Below are 23770 nucleotides of genomic sequence, written 5' to 3'. Positions count from 1 at the left end.
TTTTGCTTTCCCTCCCACTTACGGTAAATCAGATCACTAAATACGTTTCGCTTATGAAGAGGCGACGACCACACGGTTGCGCCCGAGCAGTTTTGCATCGTAAAGGGCCTTGTCGGCACTCTGGATGGCGGCCTCGATGCTCTGGTGTTCACGCAGCTGCGTCAGGCCGGCCGAAACGGTGACGCTGATCGGTTCGCCGCCGCTGCTGCGTGTCCGGACGTTTTCGACCCCCTCGCGGATACGTTCGATGATGGCGGTGGCCGTATCAATATCGGAGTGGGGCATCATGATCAGGAACTCCTCGCCGCCGTAGCGGTAGATGCTGTCGTACGCGCGCAGGTGCTGCAGAATGAACGCGGCGATTGCGGAGAGGACCGTGTCACCCATGGGGTGGCCGTAGCTGTCGTTGACCTGTTTGAAGTGGTCCAGGTCCAGAATGGCGATCACCGTCGTCTCGACGTGGCGTTCGATCAGCTCCATCTGTTTGCGCAGGTCGCTGAGCATGCTGATGCGGTTGCTGACCCCGGTGAGCGGGTCGCGGTTGTAGAGGGTCTCTTCGAGCTCGTATTTGAGCGTCTGCATGTTCAGTCGGAGCCGCTCGACGGCGTTGGCGAAGTTGTCGTAGTCGATGGGCAGCACCGGCTTGTTCTTTTCCGAGGCCTGCAGGAGTTTCTGGACGAACTGGTGCGTCTGCCAGTGCTCGGTGCGGATGGACTGGAAGGTCTTGTTTTGCTGCATCTCCGCGTCGCTACAGTGATAGTACCACTGGCCGAACGTACATTGGCGGTGGGCGTCATCGGCCAGGTCCCGGTGGTCGAAGGGGAGGTGGCAGACGATGGAACGGATGATGTTCTGGTACCATTGGCTGTGATTGTACATGGCCTGGTCCAGTTCCTGGATAATGGCCTGGAGCTTCTCCCTGTTGATACGGTACATGATACCCCCTCTCCCCATACGCATGCGACAAAATGTAGCTTTAGCGTATCATAATATTTTAAAAAATAAACAGAGACTCACGTATTTGTAATTTTTGGGCTTTGTTCCCTGTGGCTACCGCATGCCGTACTTGATCGTATCTGTCATCTGACCGAAACCGAGATTGAGACCGAAACGGGCTGAGAGTTCGGTCCGCTCGGGATTCGCATAGCTGAACGTCTGGCCGTAGCTGGCGATAATGGCGTAGTCGTCATTGAGTTTATACTCCAGTGTCGCGGCCAGATGATGCGGTGATTTCTCCTTGACGAAACGCTGCACGAACTCTGCCGAAGCGGTCACGGGCGCAACCGTCGATTTCCAGGAGAGGCTCGCGCCGATGTCATAGGCATCTTTGTAATCGGCGATCGCTTCATCATGGGTATAGCGAAGGTTCATGATGTACTCCAGCGAGGTCGCGTTTTTGTCGGTGTAGGACGTTGTCACCCAAGCACCGACTTTGTCAAATCGGGATTGCGAAGTGTCGTCCGCATCGAAATAACTGCCGGCAAAGGCCATCTGGACTTTCCATCCATAACTTTTCCGAAGCTTGGCGGTGAGGGCGCCGGTCAGGCCCGTGTCGGGCTCAAATGTGCCGTTGATGTCATCGGGAGCGGCAAGGAACATGGCCTCCAGGAGTTGATCGAGTGTTTCACGGTCGTTCTGCCCGTTCAGCAGGTTGAAGCGGACGCCGAAACCGATCGCGCTTCCTTCATACGTCTGCCCCTTGACGGAACGGCGCTTCTGTGTGGTCGCGAAGGAGACGGAGAGCGTCCGGAGCAGTGTGTCGAAAACCTGTTCATTGTTATGGATACCCAGATAGGTCGCCGCGTCCAGATCATCGTGGGGGAACCACCAGTAGGGTGTGAATTCAACGGCGAAGTCGGAGGGGAAGCTGTTATTGTTCTCCTGGACATTTTGCAGGATGGCGGCAAGGAACTCCCGGGGACTTTCAGGCCGGTTGACGACGTTTGGCGTCTGCCCCAGGATCTGAAACGCCGGCGAACTCGGTGCCACCAGCTCGCCGGGATGTTCGACCTCTTTGGTGAGGGCGCAAGCCAAGGACGGGATGAGCAGAAGGGCCGTAAAGAGGATGAGTATACCTGGTCGTCTTTGCATGGCGTCTCACTTAAACAAAATGGAGCACTGTTCTATGCTCAATCATATCGCCGTCGGTTTCGACATCCCCCTCGGATCTGACGACCTCACTGCCGTTGAAGGTACAGATAACGGAAGTGTAATTCGATTCGGATACGATATCGATCACAAAGGCACGGATCGTCAGGATCTTGCCTGCCAGTGCTGTTTTGGTGCCGAGAGGATGGTCTTTCAGGAGGTAGTTGGTGTCGTCCATCTTTTTCTTGAACAGCAGATGACCGTCTAAAAAGAATGAGGCGACACCCGCCTGGCCGTTTCCGATCTTGACGGAAATGATATTGTCACCGTCGTTGAGCGTGACGGTCTGTTCGCTCGTTACAATTTTCATGGATTTCCTTTCATTGGTGGTTACCGTGGATCATGCGCCTTCAACAATTTCATGCCGTCGTCACGCCCTTGCATCGAAATTATATTATTTTTAATGAAAAATTAGTAGTTTTGAACTATCATGCTTAGTGAGAAGGTGTGTTGTCCAGATAGTACTGAACCGCCGCCGCAAGGAGGGTTGACGATGCTCAAGCGAAAGATTTTCTGGTTTAACGAAGCCAATCCAGCGAAAGAAGCAATGGAACAGCTACAGCGGGAGACGCAGGAGGTCATCGCAGACCTCCTGGAGAGAGTCGTGCCCAACGGCCTGCAGATGCAGGCAGTGCATGATCTGAAAAACACCTACGAAAAGGGGTGTGAGAAACTGCCCGACACGATGGCCCGCGGCAAGGATAATCGCAAGTGGGAAGATTTTAAAAGAGAGGAGCGGGTCCGTATCTATACCGATATCCTTTCCATCAACCGGGCGCTCAAAGGAGTGGATTTTCCCGACATGCGGGCAGGCTACACCGTTTTTTCTCTGCTTGCCCTGCTGTTGGCAGTCATGATTGCCGTCTATGTTTCCCAGCACGATTTCTTCGCATCCTACGGCGAGGAGAACGCCACCCTCGGGATACCTGTCGTCGCCGGAACCGCCGACGGCAACCGTTCCGTGTTCATACAGAAAAAGCTCAGGATGATTGGTATTCGGCTCGCGCAGGCGGATGACAATGCGACCTGGCAGAGCCTCTCGGAGGATTACGATGCGCTTCGGCAGCATCTGCCCGACAATGCGCTCTCCTATGCCACGCTGACGGCGCTTGGATCACTCGGCGGGACGATCGAGCTTCACAGGGCGGATGACGCGAAAACGGTGCTCACGGATCTGAAAAGAGGCATTGAGGAGGATTCCAATATCCCCCCTTCCTTGTATCTCTGGACGCAGGGCGCGGGCAAATGGATGGAGATTGCCTTCTGGTCGATTTTCGGCGTACTGATCGGTCTGATGTTCTATGTTTCCAAGCGACTGAACGAGGGGCTTTTCGACGCACAGGAGATCCCGACGATGGCTGCCGAGGTGCTGATGGCACCTATTGTCGTCAGCGTCATCTTTTTCCTGCTGGATAAAACGGAGATGACGGAGATTTCAACCTCGGGTGAAATGATCTTTGTCGTGCTCGGGTTCGCGTTTTTGCTGGGCTATGCCATCCGGCGTGCGGTCGGGATTTTGGACAATCTGAAAAAGCGTCTGCTTCCCGACCCGTAAAGGGGGCGGAAAACGATCATGCCCCATAGAACTGTCGCCCGTCGGGACGCAGTCTGTACGGGCTAGAAGAGGTAGGCTTTGACACCTTCGAGGATGAATTTGACGGCGATGGAAGCAAGGATCAGCCCCATAATCCGAACGGCGATATTCATGCCCGTCGCTCCGATACGGTCGCCGAGCCATTTTGCCAGTGTCAGAATGGGCCACACCGTCAGGGCCACGACCACGATGGTACCGATGAAAACGGCTTTGGCGTCGTAGCCCTCCATGGAAGAGGAGAAGATGATGACGGTGCTGATGGCACCCGGCCCGGAGAGCAGCGGCATGGCGAGCGGCACGACGGAGACGTCCTCTTTTTCAATCGCCTCGCTCTGCTCCTTGGGCGTCGTCTTGATAAGCGGCCCCTTGGCTTGAAGCATGTTCAGGGCGATCAGCAGCAAAAAGAGGCCGCCGGCCGTCTGAAAGACATGGATGTCGATGCCGAAAAAATCCAGGATCGCATTGCCGGCCAATGCACTGAGGCTCAGGATGACGGCGACGGCGATGACGGTCCGTCTGATCTGCCGCCGCCGTTCTATTCTGCTCTGTCCCTGCGTCATGGAGAGATAAAGAGGGATGGCGCCGATAGGGTCCAAAATGGTGAAAAGGGCAATAGCCATCTGCACGTACAGAACGACATCGAAATTCACGCTGTGCTTCCTTTGGGTACCTGCAACCGTCCAGGAGTACTGAAAGGGTGCAAACGAGGCAATCGGTTCTTTCGATTATGCCGCTGCAAAAGTATAATATAGTTGAAAAAATCTGGCGGAGGGAGACCGAACAGTGTTGAAGCGTTTCTATACCGGCTTTGTCTTCCGCTATCCCGCCCTCGTGATCGCACTGCTGCTTTTGGTGACGGGGGTGCTGGCGCTGCAGATCCCCAAGCTCAGTGTTGACGCCTCCGCAGAGACCCTGCTGCTCGAACACGACAAAGACCTTGCCTACTCCCGCCTGGTTGCCAAGCGCTACCGCAGCCCCGATTTTCTTGTCGTCACGTACACGCCGAAGGATGACCTGCTCAGCCCGGAGACGTTGCATACCCTACGGACGCTCAGTGACGCGCTGGCGAAGGTCGAAGGCGTCGATTCGGTCACGTCCATCCTCAATGTGCCGCTGCTGGAGAGCCCGCCGAAACCCGTCAAGGAGCTTCTTGAAAAGATCCCTTCCATCGGCGCGGGGGATGCGAACCTGACGCTGGCACGGCAGGAACTTGCCCGCAATCCGCTCTATGTCTCAAACCTGGTCAGCCCCGATCTCAGAACGACGGCGCTTCAGGTCAACCTCACCTTTGACGCCCGCTACTACGAGCTGCTTGATCGTCTGAATGCGCTCAGAAGCAGGGATGAAAACGGTTCCATCACCGCCGTGCAGAAGCAGGAACTCGCATCGGCGGATGCGGCGTTCAAGGCCTACCGGGACGTCTTAAGGGCCAAGGACCACCGTCTAATCCTTGCGGTGCGAAGCATCCTGGCGTCGCACCATGAAGCCGGCCAGCTTTTTCTCGGCGGCGTGACGATGATTGCCGACGACATGATCACCTTCGTCAAGCGCGATCTCGAAACCTACGGCAGTGCCGTACTGGTGCTCCTCCTTCTCGTGCTCTGGGTGCTCTTCCGCCAATGGCGCTGGGTGCTGCTGCCGGTGATGATCCTGGCCATCTCCATCGCCATGACTGCCGGCCTGCTCGGGCTTTTCGGCTTCGAGGTCACGGTCATCTCCTCCAATTTCATCTCGCTGCAGCTGATCATCGCGCTCTCGGTCATCATCCACCTGATTGTGCGCTACCGCGAGTTGGCTCTGGTGAAACCCGACGAAGCGCAGGAAACGCTGGTACTGGAGAGCACCCTGGCGGTCTCCGTCCCGGCTTTTTTCGCCATCGTTACCACTATAGCAGGGTTCGCATCGCTGATGCTCTCGGATATCAAACCCGTCGCATCGCTGGGCTGGATGATGAGCATCGGTATCGCCGTCTCGCTCATTGTCATCTATCTGCTCTTTCCGGCGGTCGGCGTCCTGCTGAAGCGCAAAGCGCCGCAGACCAGTTTCGACCGGCACTTCCCGCTGACCATCATTCTGGCACGATTCATTGCCCGGGACAAGGCTGTCATTCTCCTCGGAGCCCTTGCGATGGTGGTATTCGCCGTTACGGGGGCACAGAAGCTGAAAGTGGAAAACAGCTTCATCAACTACTTCAAACCCTCCACGGAGATATACCGGGGCATGTCGGTCATCGACCGGCAGCTCGGCGGTACGACGCCGCTCGATATCACCATCGATCTCCCGCCCCCGCCCGAGAGCGGCACGGCGAAGCGGGCGGAAGATGAAAGCGACGAATTTGCCGAGTTTGAGCAGGAGTATGCGGCGGAGGCCTCCAAAGCCCAGTACTGGTTCACCGATGACCGTATGGCGGTGGTGCAGCGGGTGCATGACTGGCTGTCAACAAGGGACCATGTCGGCAAAGTCCTCTCACTGGGGACGATGCTCGAAGTCGGCCGTACGATGAACAGCGGCAAGCCTCTGGACAATTTCGATCTGGCACTGCTTTACAACGAGCTGCCGCCGAAGTTCGCCGACATCATTCTCACCCCCTACGTCGATATCGCCCATAACCAGGTCCGCTTTGCGCTCCGCCTGACCGACTCCGATCCCGACCTGCGCCGCAACGCGCTGCTGAAAGAGCTGCGGGAGGGGTTGATCACCGATGTGGGTATCCCCCCGGAACATCTGCACATTTCCGGCCTGATGGTACTCTACAACAACATGCTCCAGAGCCTCTTCGCTTCGCAGATCGAGACGCTGGGGCTGATGGTCGCACTGCTTTTCCTGACCTTCTGGGCGCTCTTCCGCTCCCTCCTCACCGCCGTCATAGCGATCATGGACAATGTCATCCCCGTCGGTGCCGTTTTCGGCGTGATGGGGTGGGCCGGCATCCCGCTGGACATGATGACCATCACCATCGCCGCCATCAGTATCGGGATCGCCGTCGATGACACCATCCACTATATCCACCGCTTCAAGCATGAGCTGGCGGCGGACGGGGACTATGTGGCGGCCATGCAGCGCTGCCACGCGACCACGGGCTATGCCATGACCTACACCACCGTCGCGATCATCATCGGGTTTTTTATCCTCGTCTTCTCCGTGTTCATACCGACGATTTATTTCGGCCTGCTGACCGTGCTGGTCATGTTTCTTGCCATTTTGGCGGACCTGCTGCTGCTGCCAAAACTAATCCTGCTCATCAGGCCTTTCGGGGTGCCGCCGATCGCAATGAAAAGCGTTGAAACGGCGTCATAGGTATTGACACCTCGGCCCTTTAACTGCGGCTATTTACGTTCGCCGAGATCGGAGAGCAGGTCGACCTGCAGTTTCTGGATCTGGACCAGCCGTTCCCACTGCTGGGTCATCAGGTGGTCGATTTTCTCGTGCAGGTGTCTTATTTCCAGTTCGGACTTGAGATTGACCTGGTAGTCGTGCTGGGAGCGCAGGCGGTCCTTGGCCTCCTGGCGGTTCTGGCTCATCATAATGATGGGTGCCTGGATAGCCGCAAGGCAGGAGAGCAGAAGGTTGAGGAAGATGTAGGGATAGGGGTCGACCGGTTTGACGTAAAGCACCGCCGAGTTTATCCCGATCCACAGCAGCAGAAACAACGCGAAAAGCATGAGAAAGGTCCAGCTGCCGCCGAATGACGCCAGCCGGTCCGCCATACGTTCGCCGAGGCTCCAGCGCTTTTCAAAGGAGTCTTCGATGTTGGCAGAGAGGAGCTCGTGTTCGGTGAGGCTGCGCAGAACCTCGTTCTCCAGCGATGTCAGCTCCCCCATCTCCGACTCCACCAGGCTCTGGACGTATTTGCCCCGGTAGGTGGAGAGATCGGGTCGGCAGATGAACTTTTCATGCGACCATTCCGGGTGATCTTTTCGGATCTCGTCGGCGACTTCCTGCCGGACCGATTCACCCGATACCAGTTTGCTGCGTACAAACGGCTTGCCGCAGACGGCACAGGTTTCCCGGCTTTGGAGGTTTTTGGTTTTCATGGCTTTGGACCTCTATGTCAGGGTAATAATCGTTCATTATATACAGTTTGAGATATTCGGCAAGGGTATCGGTATGGGAAAGAGGTTAAAAGGTCGGGACCGTTCCGGCGTTTACTTGGAAAGAGAGGTGTCCTCAGAGGTCCTGAAATGGCCCTGTCCAACGGTCTCAGCGGGTAGCTGAGCTATCTTGCTGCACTCCGGGAAAACGGATTGCCGTGACTTCCGCCTTGTAAAAGGGGAAGTAATCACCGGTACCGAACATATTGCCCCCTTCGACCCTGAAGGGCAGCCGGAAACCGGAGACGTCGCGGAAATCCGACAGCGTCCCGCCGAAGGGCTGGAACCGGTACGTTTTTTGCGGGTTGGCATTGCTCCAGCGCCTCATGGAGACTTCCGCGGGCTGTCCGTCGGCACCGATGGTGATCTCCACCGCCTGCGAAAGCGCCCCTTCGGTCACGGTGACGCGGGCGACGTTTTCACTTACTTCTTCCCATCTTATGCCCGGTCGGGGCAGCAGGGCCGCCGGGGTCCAGAACACCGCTTCGATGACGTAGCGGCCGAAGGCGGAGCGGGTATGGTCGGCGTCCCCGCCCGTCCGGGCGACGGGGATGAGCCCCAGTATCCTGAACCGTGTCCAGCTGCCCGTGTCGGAGCCGGAAACAGGCAGGCCGCCGATGAGGTGCATCTTCCAGACGAAGCCGTGGGGCAGGGCGAGAATCTGCCGGGCCTGCATGGGCAGATACTCGGGCGGTTTGAGGCTGAACTGCCCTTTCATGTCGATCTCGGCGACATTTAGCAGGGGCGTGCCGGGGGCGATGGTGTAGGCGAAGTAGCGCTGCGCCGCTGCCGGCAGGCCTTTCACCACTTGCGGGTCGAATTGTGCTGGATGTTCCGGCTGTTTCGAGAGGAGCCGCTGCCATTCGGCCCGCTCTGCGTTCCAATCCCAGAGGCGAAGCAGGGAGAGTGCCCCAATCATCAGTAGGAGCAGGATCATAAAGAGGTAGAGCAGCGTCATCGGCAGTGTCCGTTTACCTGTAATCATTACCGTCTATCTTAACCAAATTTCAAAATCCTGTACAATGCCGCTAGTCATTGAAAGCGGGGGCATTATGAAGAAGTACAGCGTCTATATCCTTGTCGGCCTCTGCGTGCTTTTCTGGTCGGGGAACTTCATTCTGGGCCGGTTCGTCCGGGACGATGTACAGCCTTTGGAGCTGGCCTTTTTCCGCTGGGCCTTCGTCTGCCTCATGCTGCTCCCCGCGTTTTACTATGTCAGCCTCCGCAACGTCTTGAAGCTGGTCCGCGAACACTTCATCGTGACGTCCGTACTGGCCATTCTCAGCGTGACGTTCTTCAACACCATCCTTTACACGGCCCTGCAGACAACGACGGCGACGAACGCGCTGCTCATCAACTCCAGCGTCCCCATCATGATCCTGATCCTCTCAGCGATGATGCTCAAACATGACGTGAGCAGGCGGCAGGTTGCGGGGATCGCACTGTCGACGGCGGGGGTCGTTTTCCTGATCCTCAAAGGCGATTTCGGAAGCGTCTCGGCGCTCCGTCTCGTGCACGGCGACTTCTGGATGCTGGCGAGTTCGCTGTCGTGGGCGCTGTACTCGGTCCTTTTCAAGCTGAAACCCGCGGGCTTCAGCAGTGCGGAGCTTTTTATGGCCAATATGTACCTGGGCTTCCTCTACCTGCTGCCGATCTACCTGGCGCAGGGCTATACGCTCCACGCGGAAGCGGTACTGCTTGAAAACTACTGGGCCTACTTCATCTACGTCTCTTTGTTCGCTTCGATCCTCTCCTATATCTTCTGGAACAGGGGGATCGATGTTTTGGGTGCCGCCAAAACGGGGCAGTTCGCCCACCTCATGCCACTCTTCGGTGCCATACTGGCCTACATCTTCCTCGGCGAAACCCTGCAGTTCTACCACGTCGTCGGGGCGCTTCTGATCGGGGCGGGGATCTATACGTCGCTTTTTTCGGCGAAGCTTACTATTTAAATATATTGGAACAAATTGGTTAACACTTCTGATATTGGTCAAGACAGAAGGACGAACAATTTTTTCAAAATACTTCCATCCTGATTTAGCATGTTTAATTTTTTCTAACATTAAAGCTTTAAGAGAATATGATACATATAATTGCCAAAGTAGATAATTATTGAATAAGGGAAATAATGAATATTGAATCTTTGTCTAGATTAATTGAAGCATCTGATGTTTCAACTTTTAGATCACTTGTTGCGATGGTTTTGCCTTTAATTGGACTAAAAGATATAAACTATTGTGATGGACCTTACGATGGTGGAAAAGATTTTCATTTGGTTACGATGCCTGCGACGGGTGTTCGTATAGGGATTCAAATTTCAGTAGAAAAAAAATGGAAAGATAAAATAGAAAAGGATGCCCGCAAATTAAAAAATAACTATGAAACAAACTTGATGTACTTTTTATCATCACGTAGGATACCTGAAGGATCTTTTTCAACTGTCAAAGAAGAAATTTTCTTGGAACATGGCATTACAGTAAATAAATATGATAATCAAGCCATTGCTACACGCTTAATAAATCAAAATCAAGTAATTGAAGCATTATCTTTGATGGGGATAGGTTTGCATGACATCAAAAAATCGCAAACAAAATATCTTGGTCCAAAGAATGAAGCAATTTCCTCACTACTATTGTTTGATCAAAAAAGTAAAGATTTACGTCAAAGGTTTTTCCAATCAATAATCATGTCTATTCTTGCAAGGCATGAAACTGGATTAATCAGAAGCGATTTGATAGAGACTATCAAAAATGATTACAGTTTTCAGGAAACTCAACTAGTTCAAGTAAACTCTAATATCGATAGACTCTTTCAAAGTGGTGAGATTCTTAGTAAAAGTGGACTTATATTTTTATCAGATGTTGAACAAAAGAAATTTCATGGACTTAGAACTACAACTGAGCTTGAATTAGAGCTACTGAAAAGTGATTTCAAAGCAAAAATATTAGAGCTAGGAGAAGATATTGATGAAGATACAGAAGAAATTTTAGTTAATAATTTTTTTGATCTTACAATTTATCTTGCCGGTAAGGAATATAGTACGTATGATAATCTTGCGAAAGAAAATGATGCATATCAAAGTATTAAAAGTATATTGACTTCAAAATTTGGCCATGCGAGAACAACTGAAATTTTCAGAAAACTAGCAGAATTTTTTGCTGAAGCCGACTTTACAAAACATATCGCTTGTGCAAAATTGTATGATGCTTTTTTAAATACTGAATCATCTCATCTGATAAATGCTTTAGGCGGAACAGAAAGTTTAAATGTCTATATAGATTCTTCAGTTTTTATTCCAATAATTTGTGGTCTGTTATTTGATACAGTTCATGATAGGTTTTCACAATCAGGTGCATCATTGTTTAAACTTATTTCAGATCACAAATTTGCAGCAGTCATCCCATCTGATTATATGGAAGAAGTCGCAAGTCATCTTATCGAAGCATGTAGGGATTATAAACATATAATTGAGAAAGACATAGATCTTTCTTATTCTGGGAACGCATTTGTAAGCCATTATTCAAAGTATAAAAAGCGTGATCAGAATCTTTCTTTTGAAGATTATGTCCGAATTTTCGGTGTCAGATTAGATGCTATTAGTGCTGATATGTCAGACGTGGCGTTTTTTTCAATTAGAGATAGAGTAGTAAGAGAACTTAACGGGATTGCATCGCGATATAGTTTTACTGTAGAGAATTTTTTTGTTGAGCACCTTCATTCAAAGATTGAAGAGCTTAGAACTTTTGTAATTGAAAAACATTTGACACGAGCTGATGTACTGATCAGACATGATGCACGTGTAATATGTTATTTGTCTGGAGATTATGTTTCTTCAGGTATAGCAAAAGTACTGTGTACATGGGACAAAATGCATTCAATGATAAATCCAGATGGACATGATGGATATTATGTAATGCATCCCATTGCAATTATTGATTACTTATCGCTTGCAAAAGGTGATGGTGATACTTCAGTTTCACATCTACTCGATTTTGCTGCTATGCAAGAAGAATCAGATCTTGAACTAAGTAGTCAGATTTGGGATACGTTAGCAAAAATAGAAAATGACAACTTATCAGATGCTAATCTTATTTTAAGTGCAAAAAAATTCAAAGAACAATACATGGAAAAACACGCAAATGATGAGAAAGTAATTGGAAGGCAAGTTGAAGAGGCTTGGATGGCATGGAAAAAATAAAATACTAAGATTTATATTTTGGAGCTTTTAAACACCTTTCCTTGCGTGTCAGATGCCGTCAGGAAGTTTTGAACGCATCATCCGCTTGCGGTCGAGTCTTTCGCCGTCGACGATGAAAGTACCGTCGCCGACGGCGTGAAGAGTCCGCTGCTCCTGTCGTGTATGGTCGAACCATGCGGCCACGCTTTCGAGTACGATGATGTTGTGCTTTTCGATGATATCGACGACCGTGCACTCGATGTTCGCCAGGCACTCTTTGATCAGCGGTGCGCCGACAAATCCGCCATGGAGCGGCGTCAACCCGAATTTCCCGAATTTGTCCGTATCCGAGCCGCTGCAGGTGCCGATGCCGACGATCGTGTCGATGAGGTCGACGGTAGGGATCGCAATGACGCACTCGCGCATTTGTTGCAGCGCGGCATACGAGTAGTTCCACGGACCTGTGGTGATGGCGAACACCGGCGTAAAATCCATCACCATCGTCCAGGAGATGGTCATGATATTGTTTTTTTCTCCGTCTTTGGTCGTCACAAGGACGACCGGGCCGGGCTCCATCAGCGTAAAGGCTTTTCCGATCGGCATTTTTTCCATCATTGCATTCTCCTTGTTTACACCTCGGGGCGTTCTTCAGGGTGTCTTCACTGCTACAGCTTGATATTGAACTTCTCCAGAAGCGCGATCATCAGATAGTAGGCCAGAACGGTTACGACAATCGAAAGCGCCATGGCCGGAAAAAACCCGACGCCCCGCTTGAGCATCAGCATAAGGGAGAGGAACAGTGTCAGCGACGGAATAACCAGCCAGAATATGCTGTAGGAGAGTTCCGTCACTTTTTGGGTATCCCCGGTGTCGACATAGAGCCAGATCATCGCCAGGACCGAGACAAGGGGGATCGAAGCGAGGATACTCCCTATGAGGGTGCTTCTTTTGGAGATTTCGGAGATCACGACGATCAGCAGCGTCGTGGTGATGATTTTGACGATGTAGTAATACATCTGCTCCCTTTCATACCGCGGGGAAGACGGCATTCCAATGGGAACTATTATAGCCTGAAACCTTCAGGGCACGGTGCCCCGGTGGCCAAGAAGAAGATTGTCATTGTCGGTCCGGTGCAGGCTGCGAACCGAAGGAGTGCGGGTTATGGTATAATGTCAATACTTTCAGCGCACCACGGTCTGCGACTGTCTCCGTTTTCGTACTTCTTTGATCGCTTAGCGCATCTACTGATTACCTTAACAATTTTTTTACCATATAGCCTGGATCGATAATGTTTTCGGATGTTTGGCAGGCTTGAGGGAACGTACGGATCCTAAGAGGATCTTACACTCTCCCCTCATTGACAGGAATACATATGTCATTTTCAACACTGGGCTTGTCAGAGCCTCTTTTGCGTGCTGTCGCCGATACCGGCTACAGCGAACCTACTCCCATCCAGGCACAGGCGATCCCCGTCGTGCTCAGCGGGAAAGATCTCCTTGCCGGCGCCCAGACGGGCACGGGCAAAACGGCGGGCTTTACCCTGCCGATGCTGCAGCTGCTCTCGCAAGCGGCACCCTCCAAGGGCAAACGTCCCGTCCGTGCACTGGTGTTGACGCCGACACGTGAACTGGCCGCACAGGTGGGACAGAGCGTCGAAACCTACGGCAAACACCTGAAGCTGAACTCGGCGGTGATCTTCGGCGGGGTCAACATCAACCCGCAAATCAATAAACTGCGCGGCGGCGTGGACATTGTCGTGGCGACGCCGGGGCGCCTGCTCGACCATGCGAATCAGAAGAACATCGACCTTTCGCGCATCGAGCTGCTTATTCTCGACGAGGCGGACCGCATGCTCGATATGGGGTTTATTCACGACATCAAGAAGGTGCTCAAGCTCGTCCCGAAAAAGGCGCAGAAGCTGCTCTTTTCCGCGACCTTCTCCGATGAGATCAAGACGCTGGCCGACGGCCTGCTGCACAGCCCGGCGCTCATCGAAGTCGCCCGCCGCAACACAGCTTCCGAGCGTGTCGCACAGGTCGTCTACCCGGTCAAGCAGGACCGCAAGCGCGCACTGCTCTCCACGCTCATCACATCCAACGGCTGGGAGCAGATCCTGGTCTTCACGCGGACGAAGCACGGGGCGAACCGCCTGTGCAAGCAGCTAATATCTGACGGCATCCCATCCGAGGCGATCCACGGCAACAAGACACAGAACGCACGCACCAAGGCACTGGCGGCCTTCAAGGCGAAGCGGGTCCGCGTCCTCGTGGCGACGGACATCGCGGCGCGCGGGATCGATATTGACCAGCTGCCGCACGTCGTCAATTTCGAGCTGCCGAACGTGCCCGAAGACTACGTGCACCGCATCGGCCGTACGGGGCGCGCGGGCAACGAGGGCGAGGCCGTTTCGCTGGTCTGCGCCGAAGAGGCCGAATACCTTCGCAACATCGAAAAGCTGATCAAGGCGTCGATCCCGCAAAAAACGGTCGAAGGGTTCGAAACCCGTCTGCCCGAAAAAGTGGTATCCTCATCCAAGCCGAAAACGAACGCTTCGGGCAAACGGCCGGCACGCAACGGTAACGAGCGTACGGATGCCAAGCCGCGCCAGGGGCAGCGTGACAAAAAGCGCGACGCACAGAATGACCGCCGCAAAGAGCAGCCGATGCGCGCGGAAGATGTCGCAGCCTATCTCTCGCAGATGAAAGCGGGAGCGCGCTGATGGCCCGCAGTACGCAGACATTCGAAAAACGGCGCCGGGAACTGGATAAAAAGCAGAAGAAAGAGGCGAAACGCCTCAAGAAAGAGGTCAAGAAAAGCGATGATTATGTGCCGCTTCCGGAGATCTACGTTCCCGAAGAGGAAACGGAACCGGCAGCGGTAAACGCGCCGGAAGCCTAGCCTGGATTTTCCAAGCCGGGGAAGGGCATCTTTTAAAATCCTCCAGGACGCTGAAGGGTTTTAAAAGGTGTCCCGACGGCGGAGCGTTCCGCCGATAGGGGCTTAGAGCGGAGTAACGTTCTCTGCCTGCGGGCCTTTCTGCCCTTCGCCGATCTCGAAAGTCACTTCCTGACCTTCTTGGAGTTCGACACGGCCGTAACCGCTTCTGTTGACCTGGCGAAAGTGTACAAATACGTCTTTACCGCCGTCTTCAGGGGAGATGAACCCATAGCCTTTTTCACTGTTGAACCACTTAACGGTTCCCTTTTTAAGATCTGCCAAAGCAAGTCCTTGTGTAATGTAGTCGTCGAAATTGAATGTGGAGCACTCTGCAAGGTATCGAAAAAATTGAGGAAAGAATGCCTTCAATACTTAACTAACCAAGATGAAACTCACTCTATCATCTTTCTTGTGCTGTATCATATCTCAAAATCAGATACATCGCAAGCTGAAATGCAGGTGCGCCGAAGGAGAAGGAGGGAGTTTGCCTGAATGGTTACATATTATACACCCGTGAAGCCCGCAGACACCGCCGGAGTGTTATAGTGGACACAGTACAACTCTGTCACTCATAATACCTCTGTGAAGTTTGCTCTTTTCAAGCATTATTATTGGCTTGCAAAGGGGCGCCTATGCCTTACCGTGTTATCGATGTCAACCGAAAAGAGTACCTTGATTCCATCGCGCAGATCGGCGATGCGAAGAGCAGGGGGTTCGCCGACCAGGCGCTGCGGTGGTGGGACCGCCATTACAGCTGGAACGCCGGGGGAAGCGTCATCCTCACCGACGACACGGGGGAACATCTGTGCTACCTCTTCTACAAGATCGACCGCTATTACGAATATTTGACCATCCACAATATCCTCACCCCGCTCTGCCACCGGCGGCACGGCTACGCGCTGATGCTGCTGCAGTGGGTATTCGAACTGGCCGTGCATTCGCATGTCCGGCGTTTCAAAGCGGTCTGCGTCCCCCAGTCGCTCGATTTTTACCTCTCGCTGGGGTTTTGCTACTGGGGGCTGACGTCGACAAGGGATTACTACTGCAATCTTCCGGTTCCCGCCGAGGGGCTCGACGGTTTGCGGGAGATGGTTGATTCCGCTTCGGCGGAAACCCTGGCCGGGACGGCGCTTCAGAGCATCCACGACCGGGTCGCGGACAACGACGCGGCGCTAAATACGGATCAGCAGAACCTGCATGACGCCGGACTGGCCAAACTCCAGGGCGCCTATATGCAGACGGAACTGATCGCGTGTATGGAAGAGGCAGAGGAGAAAAATTCCGCGCGCTAGGTCGCTGCGGCGCATTCGAAGCGTGCTAATGAAACAGGCATAAAAACATGCTATGATGGCTGAATGTTCTGTTCTTCCTGGTGCAAAAAAATCATCCGCGACAATATCGACTATCCCGAAGACTCGATCGAGCATAAACGTTCCGTCATTGCGAACCTTATAACGATCTTCGCGGTCCTGGTCCTGGCGATGGACATTTACAACAACCTGACCCACGGTTTTGAGACGCTTGCCATCCTCGAACTGTTCGGGATCGTGATCATCCTGATCAACAATGCCCTGTTCCGCAGCCGGAGGGTCGAGCTGGCAACGACCTCGAGCATCCTTGTCGGGGTGATTTCGGGACTGGCCATTCTCTCGCTGCACATCGACGGGTTTGAAAAAGACTCCGCACTCTTCTGGACGGCGTCGCTGCCGATCTACGTCTTCGCCCAGCACGGGCTGGAACGGGGGATCCGGTGGAGCGTGCTGAATGCATCGGGCATCGGCGCGGTACTGTTGCTGAGCGCGCTCGATATCGGCGACCCCATTTTCCCTGCGGGACTCCTCATCCAGATGTTTGTCGGCTATGTCGCCATCTCGTTCGTCGTCTACTATTTCGAACAGATGCGCGTGGATTATGAAGTGCGCCTGGCAAAAACGGCACGGGAGCGGGAAGTGATGCTCCGGGAGCTTCACCACCGCGTCAAGAACAACATGCAGGTCATCATGAGCCTGCTGTGGCTGCAGTCCGAAAAGATTGAAGATCCGAAGTACCGAAAATATTTCACCGAAAATATCGGCCGTTTGCGGGCGATGGCGATGGTGCATGAAAACCTCTACGGCGCGGATGATTTCGAAGACATCGACATGCACCACTATCTGCAGATGCTGACGCAGAACCTTCAGAAAATATCGACGGTGCAGATCCATTGCGAATGCGAAAAGTCCATCCGCATGGGAATCCGAAATGCATTGGCGATCGGTCTGATCGTCAATGAAGGCGTGACCAATGCGATCAAGCACGCCTATCACGGTGAACAAAACGGTGAGATCCTCATCCGGCTCGTGCACCGCGACAGTGACAGCTATACCCTGCAGATACGCGATTACGGCAAGGGGATCAGCGAAGAGGGGCCGACGTCAGAAGGGATCGGGATGATGCTGATGTCGGACCTTGTCAAGAGTTTGGACAACAGTACGTTGGATATTATTTCCGACGGCGGCGTGACGATTAGCGTGGCATTTGACGCAAAGGAGGAACAGGCATGATTGACTCCGTAATGGTCGTTGAAGATGAAATGCTGACGGCCCGCTATATCGCCAGTCTCCTCAAAGGGTGGGGCATCCGGGTGATCGGCACATTCGACAACGCCCTCTCCGTCATTGCGGCCCTCGAAGAGGAGCTCCCCGCGCTGCTGCTGATGGATGTGAACATCCGGGGGAATATAGACGGTTTCTCCCTGAGCGACAAGATCTGGGAAAAACACGCAGTACCGATCATCTATATCACGGCCTACTGCGACAACGAGACCCTGCAGCGGGCGTTCCGCCCCCTGGCTTACGGATACGTCATGAAGCCTTTCGGCCCGGAGGAGCTCGAAACGGTCCTCCGCACGGCCCGGCACCGTATGCAGGAACGCTCCCCCTGCGAGGAAGACACGCAAAGCGGCGGCACTATCGATCTCTCCCCCCATCACACCTATGACCCCTCCGACGGCCGTCTCTACGTCAACGGTACGGAAGTGACGCTGACGGTCAAACAGAACGTTCTGCTGGCGCATCTGGTGGCGCACCGCCACCAGGTGGTGAGCTACAACGATCTCGAGTTTGCCATCTGGGCCGACGGCGAGGTCTCTTCATCTTCTTTAAAAACGGTCGTTTACTCCCTGCGGAAACGTGTACCGGAACTCCAGATCAAAAATCTCAGCAAGCAGGGTTACATTCTTTCATAAACCTCCATTCTTCGCTTCACTTCACTTTTTGACTTTTTTTGACTTTTTTCCTGTACCTTGCAGTAGGAAAAAACTTCAGGAGTTGATTATGGTTGAATTTAGAAAAATCATGCTCTCTGCGGCTGCCGTGCTCACGATCGGTGGCTGCGGCGGCGGTGGAGGCGGGGGCAGCAGCAGCGACCCTGCAAGCAGCGGCGGAGTCATTGACGGCTATGTGTCGGGTGCGACCGTCTTTGCCGACAGTACCGGCGAAGGGGAACATAACGATACGGAGCTGTCGACGGTGACCGATACGAACGGGGACTTCGCTTTTGCGGGGACGATCGCCGACGGGACAAAGATCTACGCCTACGGCGGTACCGATATCAGTACCGGCTTCCCTTTTGAAGGGCGGCTCTCAACCGTCTATGACGCGACTCGTCCCATCGTCCTTTCGCCGCTGACAACCTATGTCGCGGCGATCATGGCTTCGGACCCGACGATGACGTTCGATACGGCGGCCGATGCGGTCGCCGCCAATCTGGGGATCAGCGCCGATGCGGTGAAAATCGACCCGATGCTCGACAGCGACAGCTTTATGGCGGCACAGAAAGTGCAGAAGGTCGCCGAAGTGTTGACCGCGGCCACGAAAAGCGACGGCGAGACCTTTGACGAGGCCTATGCGCAGGTGTTTGAATCGCTGGCTTCGACAACGTTCAGCGGCGACTTCAATGCGACCGAGCTCGCCGCAAAGGTCAGTACCGACAAGGGCGTTACGCTCGATCCGTCGATCACGACTTTCGTCGAAACGCTGGCGGGGACGATCGATGCACTCGCTGCCAATGTCACGACGGTGAGCGAATTGGACGGTTTCGGCGAAACCATCAATACCTATGCCGAAGCGGCGGAGGGGGCGATCGAAAACGGCGATCTCACAGCCGTCAGCGATCTGACGACGACACTCGACGACATGAACACGACCCAGGTCGCGCAGGAGATCGAAACGGGAACCTACGTCGACCCGATGATCGCCGCGCTGGCAGAGGTTGAAGATGCCCTTACAAACAATATCACCTATCTCGGGACGAATACGGCCAATGCGAGTATTACGGCCGATCTGGTGCTGAGCGATCCTGCCGCAGCACCATTCGATACCCCGGATCTGAACCTGACATGGTCGGCGACGCCTGCGGGCGTCATTGATGTCGCTACCGGTGCCGTGACGCGCAGCGATACGGCGGATGTGGCCGTGGCGCTCAAAGCGACGGTGGCGAACAGCCTGGTCATGAACAACCGGGTCTTCGACCTGGTCGTCAAGCGCAACGAGTATGCACCGGTCGCGGTGGGCGACAGCCTGACCCTCGATGAAGATACCAACGCGACACTCAACGTCCTGGCGAACGATACGGACCAAAACGGCGATACGCTCTTTGTGGCTGCCGTCTCATCCGCGGGCCACGGTACGGCAACGCTCAATCCGAACGGGACGGTCACCTACACCCCGGCCGCGAACTACAACGGTCCGGACAGCTTTACCTATACGGTCGGTGACGGTACGGGGCGCAGTGCAGAGGGCAATGTCTCGGTTACGGTCACCCCGGTAAACGATGCGCCGACGATCGGCGGTACGCCGACGACGTCGGTTGACCAGGACGCGCCGTACAGCTTTACGCCTTCTTCCGGTGACGTCGACGGCGATACGCTGACCTTCAGCATCGCCAACCCGCCCGCATGGGCGGCGTTCGACCCGGCAACGGGGGCGCTGACGGGTACGCCGGGCAACGGCGACGTCGGTACGACCGCGGACATCAATATCTCGGTGACCGACGGTATAGCCACTGTCTCTCTCCCGCTCTTCTCCGTCACCGTCGTCAACGTGAACGACGCACCGACGATCAGCGGAACGCCGGCCACGTCGGTGAACCAGGATGCGCCGTACAGCTTTACGCCGGGTGCGGGTGATATCGACGGCGACACGCTGACTTTCAGCATTCAAAACAAGCCTTCCTGGGCGACATTTGACACAGCGACAGGAGCACTCTCCGGCACTCCGGGCAATGCCGATGTCGGCACGACCACGGGGATCGTCATCTCCGTCTCCGACTCGCTGCTGACGGCATCGCTGGCAGCCTTCGACCTGGAAGTCATTAACGTCAACGACGCCCCGACGGCGTCGGCTGCATCATTCCAGGTGCCGACGAACACCCTGCTTGACGGCGACCTCAGTCCGTATGCATCGGATATCGATGTCGGCGACACCCTGACCTTCACGCAGGTCGGAACGCTTGCCGGGCTGACGCTCAACAGCGACGGTACCTTTACTTTCACCAGCGCGTCCGAAGGCAACTTTACCTTCGATTATGAGGTCTCCGACGGCACACTGACGAGCGCCCCGGCAACGGTCACTATCAGTGTCGTCGCCAACCTCTCGCCCGTCGCGGGTGACTTTGCGGTCAGTACCGATGAGGACACGGCGGTGCTGATCGACGTGGTGGCACACACCAGCGACAGCGACGGCTCGGTGGATGCTATGACAGTGGCGGCCTTCGGAGCGACGGACGGCAACCTGAGCGTCAACCCGACGACGGGTGTTGTGACCTACATGCCGAATGCCAACTTCAACGGTACGGACAGCTTTACCTACACGATCCAGGATAACCAGGGCGCGACTTCGCTCCCGGCGACGGTCACGGTCACGGTCGCTCCGGTCAACGACGCCCCGACGATCGACCCCATCGGCAACCCGCCGGCAGTGGCGGTCAGCGCACCGATCTATGAAGTACCGGTTTCCATTGCCGATGTTGACGGCGATGCGCTGACGCTGGACGCTGTATCCTCCAATACGGGCGTCGCCTCGGTTTCGGCGAACGGTACGACGGTGGCGGTCGACCCGACCGGTATCGGTACGGCAACGGTGACGGTGACCGTCAGCGACGGTATTCTTACCGCCCAGGAGACCTTTACCGTCAATGTCGTCGCCGATCCTGTCCTGACAGATTACAGTTTCTACGACGGACAGTATCTGTATGATTACTGGCTGGAGGATAACGGCACGGCAAACGTGCCGATGTACACGCAGCACCTGCTCAACAATGGGGCAATCGACAGACTGACCTATATTCACACTGTTGACAACAACTGGAGTGAGGTCCCGATCGATCCGAATATGGTGACATGGGATGAAATCAACGCCGTCTGGGTCCCGGACTCCGATCTGCAGATCGATTACACGATCAGCGCGGATGCATTGACGCTCTCCTTCCAGCACGAAGCGATTCGTATCGGAACGGTGACGGACCTGAGCGGCCAGACGTTGGATATCCCAACCGGCAGTGGAACGACGATGCCTGTCACATTCTCCAGCGGCGCGAAACAGCATGAACTTCTCTATAAGGCAGTCACTGAGATCTTCTATACACACTGGAGTAATGGCCTGGGCTATACGACGCTTGAAGACCATATGAATGCCGACGGAACGTTCTATTGGACTACCGGATCATGGCCGTGGCAATCGGCAATCGTCACGCAGAAAAATGCCGGCGGTAGCGCCGCCGTGGACAGCAACGGGTCTGACATTACGACACTGACGCTCGGCATGACGGGTAATCTTGTCATCGACGGTAATAACAGCGAGGTTGTCGGTACATGGTGGGTCGATACCCTGCCTAATGACACGAACCTGATCGTCCGTACGGATCTGAATACGAGCCTGGTCGACTATGCGTTGTACAATGAAGGCGAACCTTCCTTTACGCTGATCCATAACGGCCAGGTCTATTGGGGTGCGTACAATCCTCCGATGACGGACTTTATCGTAGGCGGTGATGGGGCCGGGTATAATCAGACGGCGATGAACGACATTCTGTCAGCGTTTGCAAACTACACGCCGCCGGCGCCGCCGATGACGGTCGATGATTACTGGGCAATTTCTAATACGTATATCAACAGTAAAGCTGAATGGGATGGACTCACCAAGGCGCAGGTCTCCGATCTCTTCGGCTTGGAACTGTGGGGCGTCTGGCCGCAGACGGACGGAAACGGCGTGGTCTATGCCGTCGATTCCGATGCCGTCTATGTTGACGCGAATGGCACGGTACTCTTCAAAGATATTAATGGTACTGTGATGGACAGCAACGCCTACACCGTCATTTCAGGTGGAACAGAGCTCAATATCAGTATCCCGCCGAGCGGTCACCTCTATGCGCATCTGGGGGACGTCTATGATCAGGCGGCCCTTGAAGCGATGTTCGGCATCACGATGCCGGCCGGTTCGATGGGTTACCGCCCGGCGCATCTGCGCCTGAGCGACGAGTTCGATTTTTATCACACGCTGACATCATATGACATCAATTACTCCTCTATGACATTCACGAACCTGGCGGACTTCGTCGCAGCAAACCAGGGCGGGCTGAGCGGGTACGTCTTCGACGTCAATGGCAACACCGGCATCCAGTTTGGTGCCGGCGACAGCTACACGGACATCAACAGCAACGGTACGGCGATGCTGATAGACTTCAGCAATCCACAGGTCCCGTCTGTTGTTGAGAGCGGCACATGGTATGTACAGGACGACGGGATCAATGGACATATTATCGTCGTTGATCTGCCGAGCAGGTCGATGCCGTACGCCGCGACGGTCAAAAATGATGGTATCAGTGATTACGTTACCGGAGGCGATAAAAATCCGGCCTTCACGGGCGATATCGAAATGAAGTTCAACGCGATTGCCCGCGACGCGTTGATTGCATACTTTATGAGCGGAGGGGGCAGCAGCACGCCTACGACCGCGAACGATGCGACACTGGTCGGTGCCTGGGCACTGGGCGGTACCACGACGATGGACGCTCTCCTGATTATCGCCGACAATGACAAATACATGGCGGTTCAGCAGGTCCTGGGTACGAACGGCGTCATCGGCGGTGTGGAAGTAGGGCAGTACACCCTAGACGCCTCTGGCAACTTCACCTCGGCCTCCCCATTGATCAACACCAATGCCGGCGACACAGCTGTGGGGGCCACGGTCAGCGATAACGGCAATGACACGGCAACGCTGACCAGTATCGACGGGAGCGCGGTCTTCAACCGCCTGAGCAGTGCGATTAGCACGGAAGCAGGGGCCTGGATCGTCAACCAGTCGACGACCGGCAACATCAAGTTCGTCATTATGGTCCTCGACGGTGCGGGCAACTACATGGTCGCCGATATTGATGACAGTTACGGTTCGGAAGTCGTCGGGACCGAACCGGGGACCGTCGGTCGCTACAACATGACGGAGTTCGGTACCTATGTGGTCGAGGCGAATAATACGGTAACGATGACGCCGGCTGCCACGACGGACGAAGGAGCGGTCTGTACCGACACCGATACCTCCGGATGCGATACCATCGCCGGCGATACGAACATGGAGTTCGGCCTGACGGTCGATGACACCCTCGGTTCACAGGTCCCGGTCAACCTGACGGTCAGTTTCGATGCGACCAACAATTACATGACGGTCGGCGGCGATATGGTGTTCGTCCGGGTTGTACCCGGCGGACCGGTGATCTTCCCGTAAAAGTGCCCGAGGGGCACTTTTCAATCTTTTTCTCCTGAACGGCCGGTTTCCTACCGGCCGTTTC

The 23770-nt window shown here is 54.5% G+C and carries 19 protein-coding genes; 10 read left to right on the top strand and 9 right to left on the bottom strand.

Going from position 1 to position 23770, the window contains the following annotated elements:
• Positions 1 to 51: 51 nt before the first annotated feature.
• From WCX18_RS09215 to WCX18_RS09205, 3 genes are all read right to left on the bottom strand, one after another.
• Entirely contained in the window at positions 52 to 936 is an 885-nt protein-coding gene (locus tag WCX18_RS09215; RefSeq protein ID WP_345987305.1) for a diguanylate cyclase, read from the bottom strand.
• 114 nt (positions 937 to 1050) lie between these two features.
• Positions 1051 to 2091: a hypothetical protein gene (locus WCX18_RS09210; protein ID WP_345987304.1), complete on the bottom strand. Its 1041-nt coding sequence runs from the start codon at positions 2089 to 2091 to the stop codon at positions 1051 to 1053.
• Between the two features lie 10 nt (positions 2092 to 2101).
• Positions 2102 to 2458, bottom strand: coding sequence for a hypothetical protein (locus tag WCX18_RS09205; protein WP_345987303.1), 357 nt, complete (start codon positions 2456 to 2458; stop codon positions 2102 to 2104).
• Between the two features lie 237 nt (positions 2459 to 2695).
• On the opposite strand from WCX18_RS09205, the gene WCX18_RS09200 reads away from it, so the two are divergent.
• Entirely contained in the window at positions 2696 to 3703 is a 1008-nt protein-coding gene (locus WCX18_RS09200) for a hypothetical protein (protein ID WP_345987302.1), read from the top strand.
• Positions 3704 to 3765: 62 nt separating this feature from the next.
• Here the strand turns inward: WCX18_RS09200 and WCX18_RS09195 are convergent, their stop codons facing one another.
• Positions 3766 to 4392, bottom strand: a complete 627-nt coding sequence (locus WCX18_RS09195; RefSeq protein WP_345987301.1) for an NAAT family transporter — start codon at positions 4390 to 4392, stop codon at positions 3766 to 3768.
• A 136-nt stretch (positions 4393 to 4528) separates the two neighbouring features.
• On the opposite strand from WCX18_RS09195, the gene WCX18_RS09190 reads away from it, so the two are divergent.
• Positions 4529 to 7039 carry an MMPL family transporter gene (locus WCX18_RS09190; protein WP_345987300.1) on the top strand — a complete coding sequence of 837 codons (2511 nt, stop codon included), beginning with the start codon at positions 4529 to 4531 and terminating at the stop codon, positions 7037 to 7039.
• A 29-nt stretch (positions 7040 to 7068) separates the two neighbouring features.
• Here WCX18_RS09190 and WCX18_RS09185 read toward each other — a convergent pair whose 3' ends face one another.
• Entirely contained in the window at positions 7069 to 7776 is a 708-nt protein-coding gene (locus tag WCX18_RS09185) for a DUF1003 domain-containing protein (protein WP_345987299.1), read from the bottom strand.
• 166 nt (positions 7777 to 7942) lie between these two features.
• The gene (locus tag WCX18_RS09180; RefSeq protein WP_345987298.1) at positions 7943 to 8818 is read right to left on the bottom strand and encodes a DUF6544 family protein; all 876 of its coding nucleotides are present in this window, start codon (positions 8816 to 8818) and stop codon (positions 7943 to 7945) included.
• Between the two features lie 37 nt (positions 8819 to 8855).
• Here WCX18_RS09180 and WCX18_RS09175 point away from each other — a divergent pair, with 37 nt between their 5' ends.
• Both WCX18_RS09175 and WCX18_RS09170 read left to right on the top strand, forming a co-directional pair.
• Entirely contained in the window at positions 8856 to 9785 is a 930-nt protein-coding gene (locus WCX18_RS09175) for a DMT family transporter (protein ID WP_345987297.1), read from the top strand.
• 176 nt (positions 9786 to 9961) lie between these two features.
• Positions 9962 to 12031, top strand: a complete 2070-nt coding sequence (locus WCX18_RS09170; RefSeq protein ID WP_345987296.1) for a hypothetical protein — start codon at positions 9962 to 9964, stop codon at positions 12029 to 12031.
• Positions 12032 to 12079: 48 nt separating this feature from the next.
• Here WCX18_RS09170 and WCX18_RS09165 read toward each other — a convergent pair whose 3' ends face one another.
• Entirely contained in the window at positions 12080 to 12625 is a 546-nt protein-coding gene (locus WCX18_RS09165; protein ID WP_345987295.1) for a flavin reductase family protein, read from the bottom strand.
• 50 nt (positions 12626 to 12675) lie between these two features.
• Positions 12676 to 13026 (bottom strand): DUF3147 family protein, encoded by a 351-nt coding sequence (locus WCX18_RS09160; protein WP_345987294.1) that lies wholly within the window; start codon positions 13024 to 13026, stop codon positions 12676 to 12678.
• A gap of 356 nt (positions 13027 to 13382) precedes the next feature.
• On the opposite strand from WCX18_RS09160, the gene WCX18_RS09155 reads away from it, so the two are divergent.
• On the top strand, positions 13383 to 14729 hold the full coding sequence (locus WCX18_RS09155) for a DEAD/DEAH box helicase (protein WP_345987293.1): 1347 nt from the start codon (positions 13383 to 13385) through the stop codon (positions 14727 to 14729).
• Positions 14729 to 14908 (top strand): hypothetical protein, encoded by a 180-nt coding sequence (locus WCX18_RS09150; RefSeq protein WP_345984867.1) that lies wholly within the window; start codon positions 14729 to 14731, stop codon positions 14906 to 14908. Before WCX18_RS09155 ends, WCX18_RS09150 begins: the two co-directional genes overlap by 1 nt.
• A 102-nt stretch (positions 14909 to 15010) precedes the next feature.
• Here the strand turns inward: WCX18_RS09150 and WCX18_RS09145 are convergent, their stop codons facing one another.
• Positions 15011 to 15229 carry a cold-shock protein gene (locus WCX18_RS09145; protein WP_231018757.1) on the bottom strand — a complete coding sequence of 73 codons (219 nt, stop codon included), beginning with the start codon at positions 15227 to 15229 and terminating at the stop codon, positions 15011 to 15013.
• Between the two features lie 350 nt (positions 15230 to 15579).
• Between WCX18_RS09145 and WCX18_RS09140 the strand changes: the two genes are divergently transcribed.
• The 4 genes from WCX18_RS09140 to WCX18_RS09125 all read left to right on the top strand — a co-directional run bounded on the left by WCX18_RS09140 (position 15580) and on the right by WCX18_RS09125 (position 23706).
• Complete coding sequence (locus WCX18_RS09140; RefSeq protein WP_345987292.1) at positions 15580 to 16239, top strand: GNAT family N-acetyltransferase; 660 nt, start codon at positions 15580 to 15582, stop codon at positions 16237 to 16239.
• Positions 16240 to 16302: 63 nt separating this feature from the next.
• A complete protein-coding gene (locus WCX18_RS09135) occupies positions 16303 to 17490 on the top strand; it encodes a histidine kinase dimerization/phosphoacceptor domain -containing protein (protein ID WP_345987291.1) in 1188 nt (395 codons plus the stop codon).
• Complete coding sequence (locus WCX18_RS09130) at positions 17487 to 18173, top strand: DNA-binding response regulator (protein ID WP_345987290.1); 687 nt, start codon at positions 17487 to 17489, stop codon at positions 18171 to 18173. The genes WCX18_RS09135 and WCX18_RS09130 overlap by 4 nt, the downstream gene beginning before the upstream one ends.
• An 88-nt stretch (positions 18174 to 18261) precedes the next feature.
• Positions 18262 to 23706, top strand: coding sequence for a tandem-95 repeat protein (locus WCX18_RS09125; RefSeq protein ID WP_345987289.1), 5445 nt, complete (start codon positions 18262 to 18264; stop codon positions 23704 to 23706).
• The last annotated feature ends 64 nt before the right edge of the window (positions 23707 to 23770 follow it).

Source organism: Sulfurimonas sp. HSL1-2 (assembly GCF_039645565.1).
Lineage (GTDB): Bacteria > Campylobacterota > Campylobacteria > Campylobacterales > Sulfurimonadaceae > Thiomicrolovo > Thiomicrolovo zhangzhouensis.
The sequence above is the reverse complement of the archived record's forward strand: the minus strand, read 5'-3'. Positions and strand labels throughout refer to the sequence as shown.

Coding starts and splice junctions, on each gene's coding strand:
- WCX18_RS09175 (WP_345987297.1), top strand. CDS start 8,856: ATGCCGCTAGTCATTGAAAGCGGGGGCATTATGAAGAAGTACAGCGTC.
- WCX18_RS09165 (WP_345987295.1), bottom strand. CDS start 12,625: ATGATGGAAAAAATGCCGATCGGAAAAGCCTTTACGCTGATGGAGCCC.
- WCX18_RS09180 (WP_345987298.1), bottom strand. CDS start 8,818: ATGATTACAGGTAAACGGACACTGCCGATGACGCTGCTCTACCTCTTT.
- WCX18_RS09155 (WP_345987293.1), top strand. CDS start 13,383: ATGTCATTTTCAACACTGGGCTTGTCAGAGCCTCTTTTGCGTGCTGTC.
- WCX18_RS09135 (WP_345987291.1), top strand. CDS start 16,303: ATGTTCTGTTCTTCCTGGTGCAAAAAAATCATCCGCGACAATATCGAC.
- WCX18_RS09160 (WP_345987294.1), bottom strand. CDS start 13,026: ATGTATTACTACATCGTCAAAATCATCACCACGACGCTGCTGATCGTC.
- WCX18_RS09140 (WP_345987292.1), top strand. CDS start 15,580: ATGCCTTACCGTGTTATCGATGTCAACCGAAAAGAGTACCTTGATTCC.
- WCX18_RS09170 (WP_345987296.1), top strand. CDS start 9,962: ATGAATATTGAATCTTTGTCTAGATTAATTGAAGCATCTGATGTTTCA.
- WCX18_RS09210 (WP_345987304.1), bottom strand. CDS start 2,091: ATGCAAAGACGACCAGGTATACTCATCCTCTTTACGGCCCTTCTGCTC.
- WCX18_RS09130 (WP_345987290.1), top strand. CDS start 17,487: ATGATTGACTCCGTAATGGTCGTTGAAGATGAAATGCTGACGGCCCGC.
- WCX18_RS09200 (WP_345987302.1), top strand. CDS start 2,696: ATGGAACAGCTACAGCGGGAGACGCAGGAGGTCATCGCAGACCTCCTG.
- WCX18_RS09185 (WP_345987299.1), bottom strand. CDS start 7,776: ATGAAAACCAAAAACCTCCAAAGCCGGGAAACCTGTGCCGTCTGCGGC.
- WCX18_RS09150 (WP_345984867.1), top strand. CDS start 14,729: ATGGCCCGCAGTACGCAGACATTCGAAAAACGGCGCCGGGAACTGGAT.
- WCX18_RS09205 (WP_345987303.1), bottom strand. CDS start 2,458: ATGAAAATTGTAACGAGCGAACAGACCGTCACGCTCAACGACGGTGAC.
- WCX18_RS09125 (WP_345987289.1), top strand. CDS start 18,262: ATGGTTGAATTTAGAAAAATCATGCTCTCTGCGGCTGCCGTGCTCACG.
- WCX18_RS09215 (WP_345987305.1), bottom strand. CDS start 936: ATGTACCGTATCAACAGGGAGAAGCTCCAGGCCATTATCCAGGAACTG.